The following is a 5,502-nucleotide window of genomic DNA, read 5'->3' as shown; positions in this document are numbered from 1 at the left end:
CTGCGGAGCTGCGCCCCGCCGGTGAACTACGCTGCGCGAGTGGCGGAAACCAAGGCGGCAGCGGCGCGGACGGTACGTCAGAACCAGCGGCGCGGCACCGCGCCGCCCGCGGAGCTGCCCGACGATCCGGCGGTCTTCGCCGGGCGCCAGGCGGAGCTCGCCCAGCTGCGGGACGAGGTCGGCCGGCCCGCCCTGGGCGGGGACGACGAGGCCGCGCGCTGCCGGGTGCTGATCGTCGCCGGACGCCGCGGTTCGGGGCGCACCGCGCTGGCGGTCCGCTTCGCCCGCACCGTCGCCGCCGACTACCCGGACGGGCAGTTCTTCGTCCGGATGAGCGAGCCCGGCGGCGAGCCGGTGCCGGTCGACTGCGCGGCCGAGATCCTGCTGGACGCGCTCGGCGAGCCCCGGCCGCCGGCCCCGCTGCCGGATCCGGACGCCGACCCCGGCGACAGGCCCGGCAGCTCCGGCCCGGCCGCGCTGCGGGAGGCTCTGGCGGGGCGTCAGGTACTGCTGGTGCTGGACGACGTGCGGAAGGCAGAGCAGGTCGAGGCGCTGCTGCCGCCGGGCGACGGCTGCCTGGTGGTGGCGGTGACCTCGGGTCCGCTGACCGGGTTGACCGACGCCCGTCCGGTGGTGATCGGCGGGCTCGGCGCGTCCGCGGCCACCGCGGTGCTGGTGGCGCACGCCGGGGACACCCGGATCGTCTGCGACCCGGTGGCGGCGCGGACCCTGGCCGAGACGCTGGCCTGTCATCCGATGGCGCTCTGCCTGGTCGGCGGCTGGCTGCGGGCGCGGCCCAGGGCCTCGGTCACCGATGTGCTGCGGCTGCTGGCCGCCCAGGCCGCCGAATCCCCCCGGGTCGTGCTCGCCAAGCGCCCCGGCGCCGCCGAACCGGGTGTCGAGCCGTTGCTGCGCGCCTTCGACCTGGTCCGCGACGGACTGCCGGCGCAGGCCGCCACGCTGCTGCGGCTGCTCACCCTGGCCCCCGGCGGGGTGACCGACCCCCGGACCGCGTCCGCGCTGCTGGGCTGCCCGGTGGACGCCGCAGCGGTGCACCTGGCGACGCTGGCCGAGCAGCAGCTGCTCCGTCCGGTCGGCCGGGACGGGCGCCACGAGCTGCCGGAATGCCTGCGTGAGCCGCTGGCCGCGCTGCTGGCCGGGGACCGCCCGGCCGAGACCGAGCTGGCCCGGGCCCGGCTGCTGGAGCGGCTCACCCGGCTGCTCACCGCCTGCTGCCACCAGCTCGCCCCGGGTGCGGGCCCCGCGCCGGACCCGCTGCCGGGCCCGCTGCGCTTCGGCGGTTCCGCCGAGGCCTGGCGCTGGCTGGACGCCGAGCTGCCGGTGCTGCGGGAGGCACTGGACACCGCCGCGGCCGACGGAGCGCTGGACGGCCTGGCGATGCGGCTGGCCACCGCGCTGGTGCGGGCGCTGCCGCTGTGGGCCGGCGGCGCACAGCCGGTCGCCGCCGACCTCTACGCGCTGCACGGGACGGTTCTGGAACTGGCGCTGCGCGGCAGGCTGCACCGGCAGCAGGCGGCCGCGCTGGTCAACCTCGGCGATCTGCACGCGACCGCGGGCGAGCACCGCCGGGCCCTGGAGCGCTACCGCTCGGCGCTGGGCCCGGCCCGCGCCGCCGACGACCATGTGGCGGTCTGCCGGATCCTGGAGGCGGTCGCCGGCGCCTTCCGGGCCTCCGGGGACCTGGTGCGGGCCGCCGACTGGTACGGCCGGGCGCTGGGGCTGCGGCGCAGGCGCGGCGAGCAGGCCGACGAGGTGCGGCTGCTGGTCCGGCTCGCCGCCGTGCACAGCGCGCAGGGGCGGATGGGCGACGCGCTGAAGGACTACCGGGCCGCCGCCGCGCTGCACCGCAGGCTCGGCGACCCGGCCGGGGCGGTGGGTGCGACCCTCGGCGCGGCCCGGGTGCAGGAGCTGGCCGGCCACCCGGACCAGGCGGTGCGCACGCTGCGGGACGCGCTGGAGGAGGCGCGGGGCCTCGCCGGTGCGCCGGGCGTGCGGTTGCGGACCCAGGTGCTGCTGCGGAGCGCCGAATTGCTGGAGCGGACGGGCGACGCCGAGGGCGGCCGGGCACGGCGCGAACAGGCGGCGGCGCTGGGCCTGCCGCAGGTGCGGCGGAGCCAGGAGGAGGCCGCTCACCAGGCCGTTACGGAGTGATTGCGAATGTGTGAGCGGTTTGGTGCTTTTGAGGGCACTTGTTAACACAGGTGGCCGCGCAAGCCTACGAAACTGCCAACCGATCGTATTCTTTTGGTCAGATTGTAAGGCTGTCGCAATCCTCGGGCTTCATTACACTTGGGAGTGCCGCAACCAGTGCGCGGCCACCGTCGGCGTATCCGCCGACGGACCCCATATGTGCAAGGGACGTGTTTAGCCGTGAAGGTCGGCATCCCCCGCGAGGTCAAGAACCACGAGTACCGCGTGGCCATCACGCCCGCCGGCGTGCACGAGCTGGTCCGCAACGGCCACCAGGTCGTCGTGGAGCAGAACGCCGGCGTCGGCTCCTCCATCACCGACGAGGAGTACGTCTCCGCCGGTGCCGAGATCCTCGCCACCGCTGACGAGGTCTGGGCCGCCGCCGACCTGCTGCTCAAGGTCAAGGAGCCCGTCGCCGAGGAGTACCACCGCCTCCGCAAGGGCCAGACCCTGTTCACCTACCTTCACCTGGCCGCTTCGCGGGAGTGCACCGACGCCCTCCTCGCCTCCGGCACCACCGCCATCGCCTACGAGACCGTGCAGCTGGCCAACGGCGCCCTGCCGCTGCTCGCCCCGATGTCCGAGGTCGCGGGCCGGCTGGCCCCGCAGGTCGGCTCGTACCACCTGATGCGCCCGGCCGGCGGACGCGGGACCCTGCCGGGCGGCGTGCCCGGCACCCACGCGGCCAAGGCCGTGGTCATCGGCGGCGGCGTCTCCGGCTGGCACGCGGCGACCATCGCCATCGGCATGGGCTACGACGTGACCCTGCTGGACCGCGACATCAACAAGCTGCGCGAGGCCGACAAGATCTTCGGCAACCGGATCAAGGCGATCTCCTCCAACGCCTTCGAGCTGGAGAAGGCCGTGCTGGAGGCCGACCTGGTCATCGGTGCGGTGCTGATCCCCGGCGCCAAGGCCCCCAAGCTGGTCACCAACGAGCTGGTCTCGCGGATGAAGCCCGGCTCGGTGCTGGTCGACATCGCCATCGACCAGGGCGGCTGCTTCGAGGACTCCCGGCCGACCACCCACGCCGAGCCGACCTTCCCGGTCCACAACTCGGTCTTCTACTGCGTCGCCAACATGCCCGGCGCGGTGCCCAACACCTCCACCTACGCGCTGACCAACGCGACGATGCCGTACATCGTCGAGCTGGCCAACCGCGGCTGGAAGGAGGCCTGCAACCGTGACGGCGCGCTGGCCAAGGGCCTCAACGCGCACGAGGGCCAGCTGACCTACCACGAGGTGGCCGAGGCCCACGGCCTCAACTCGGTGGCGCTGGGCGACGTGCTGGCCTGACGGCATGGCCTGACGGAATGGCCTGCGGGCGTGGCCTGAGGGCCTGCCCCGAGGCGCCCTCGCGGCAGCCTGGAGCGAAGGGCGGGACACCGGTCGGTGCCCCGCCCTTCGGCATGGCCGCGGTGCGCCGTCAAGGCCGCGAAAGGTCTCAATGTCGACAGATCGTCAACTTTCTGACGTCTGATCTCACTCCCGTGCGGATGTGATGACGATGGTCCGAAGGGCTGTACTGCCGCCTGATCTCTGGCATCGTGGCGGGGTGCGGGGCTGTCGTCGGCCACTGAGCAGTGAGCTAGTCATATCGACATGTTGGTTCGTGCATCACTGGTGTGGTGGTTGGCGCTACTGTGTCGTTGCTAGGCTGCGGCACGGCACATGCCGCCCATTGGAGGGGGCAAGCCCCAGAGCCCCACCAAACGATTCCGGTGTCAACGGCGGTCGCCAAGGAGGTAAGACGACTTGTGAATGAGTCGACATTTGCTCCCGGGGGTGGTCAGCCAGGACTGGTGCAGGACGTCGCCGGTCCCTCCGGGGAGGAGTCGATGGACGTGCGCACCTTTGACGCCCGCCAGGCGACACCCGAGTACGACACCCACCACGGCCAGGCCGACCCCTACCAGGCCGGCGCACGCAACTCCGAGGTCTACAACGCGACGGCCTACAACGCCGTCGAACCGGGCCTGGTCTACGCCGAGCTGCCGGACGGTCAGTTCTACGACCCCGACGCCGAGTACGAGCCCGACCCGGAGTACGCCGCCACGCTGGCGCCTGACGCGGCCCGGCAGCGCCGGGAGCGGGTCGGCCCCACCGGCCGCCCGCTGCCGTACTTCCCCATCCCCTCCCCGCTCACCGAGCACGGTCCGGCGAAGATCGTGGCGATGTGCAACCAGAAGGGCGGGGTCGGCAAGACCACCTCGACCATCAACCTGGGCGCGGCGCTGGCCGAGTACGGCCGCCGGGTGCTGCTGGTCGACTTCGACCCCCAGGGCGCGCTCTCGGTCGGTCTCGGCGTCAACCCGATGGAACTGGACCTGACGGTCTACAACCTGCTCATGGAGCGGGGCCTGACGGCCGACGAGGTGCTGCTGAAGACCGCCGTCCCCGGCATGGACCTGCTGCCCTCCAACATCGACCTGTCGGCCGCCGAGGTGCAGCTGGTCAGCGAGGTGGCCCGGGAGTCCGCGCTGGCGCGGGCGCTCAAGCCGCTGCTGCCGGACTACGACTACGTCATCATCGACTGCCAGCCCTCGCTGGGCCTGCTGACGGTGAACGCGCTCACCGCGGCGCACAGCGTGATCGTGCCGCTGGAGTGCGAGTTCTTCGCCCTGCGCGGGGTCGCGCTGCTCACCGAGACCATCGAGAAGGTCTGCGAGCGGCTCAACCCCGACCTGCGCCTGGACGGCATCCTGGCGACCATGTACGACTCGCGCACGGTGCACAGCCGTGAGGTGCTGGCCCGGGTCGTCGAGGCGTTCGGCGAGCACGTCTTCCACACCGTCATCGGCCGCACGGTGCGCTTCCCGGAGACCACGGTGGCCGGTGAACCGATCACCACCTACGCCTCCAACTCGGTCGGCGCCGCCGCGTACCGACAGCTCGCCAGGGAGGTGCTCGCCCGGTGCCCCGTCGAGTGAGCCTCCCGGGAGCGGACGAACTGTTCCGGACCACCGGGGGGATGTCGCTCACGCCCGCGCCCCGCTCCTCCGAGCCCGCACGCCCCTCCGAATCGGCGCAGAGCCGGACGGCGGAGGCCGGGGACGCGGAGCCCGAGGGCGAACACGCCTCGGGCGAGCCGGCTGCTGCCACCGCCAAGGCCGCGGTGGCGCCGGCGCCGGTTTCGGCCCCCCGGCGCCCTGCACCCGGCCCCGGGGCGGGGCAGCCCGCCCCGCAGCACAACGGCACCCCCGCCCCCGCCGCGGACGCGGCGGCCCGGCGCAAGCCCCGCGGCGGCGGCCGGTCCCGCCCCACCGGGCGGGAGCGGCCCGAGGAGAAGAT

3 protein-coding genes and 1 pseudogene are annotated in these 5,502 nt (G+C 73.6%); all 4 read left to right on the top strand.

Translation table 11 applies throughout. The features are described 5' to 3' along the window. The first annotated feature begins 39 nt into the window (after positions 1-39). Complete coding sequence (locus TR46_RS20295) at positions 40-2,172, top strand: tetratricopeptide repeat protein (RefSeq protein WP_152626584.1); 2,133 nt, start codon at positions 40-42, stop codon at positions 2,170-2,172. Between the two features lie 219 nt (positions 2,173-2,391). Further along, positions 2,392-3,507, top strand: coding sequence for an alanine dehydrogenase (ald, locus tag TR46_RS20290; protein ID WP_042403227.1), 1,116 nt, complete (start codon positions 2,392-2,394; stop codon positions 3,505-3,507). A 542-nt stretch (positions 3,508-4,049) separates the two neighbouring features. Continuing rightward, the gene (locus tag TR46_RS20285) at positions 4,050-5,141 is read left to right on the top strand and encodes a ParA family protein (protein ID WP_439654375.1); all 1,092 of its coding nucleotides are present in this window, start codon (positions 4,050-4,052) and stop codon (positions 5,139-5,141) included. Continuing rightward, a pseudogene (locus tag TR46_RS42430) lies at positions 5,126-5,502 on the top strand (hypothetical protein); the annotation flags it as partial. The gene TR46_RS20285 and the pseudogene TR46_RS42430, both read left to right, overlap by 16 nt.

The sequence above is a fragment of the Streptacidiphilus carbonis genome, assembly GCF_000787775.1.
GTDB lineage: Bacteria > Actinomycetota > Actinomycetes > Streptomycetales > Streptomycetaceae > Streptacidiphilus > Streptacidiphilus carbonis.
Note: the sequence above shows the minus strand (reverse complement) of the source record. Positions and strands in the feature narration are given on the sequence as shown.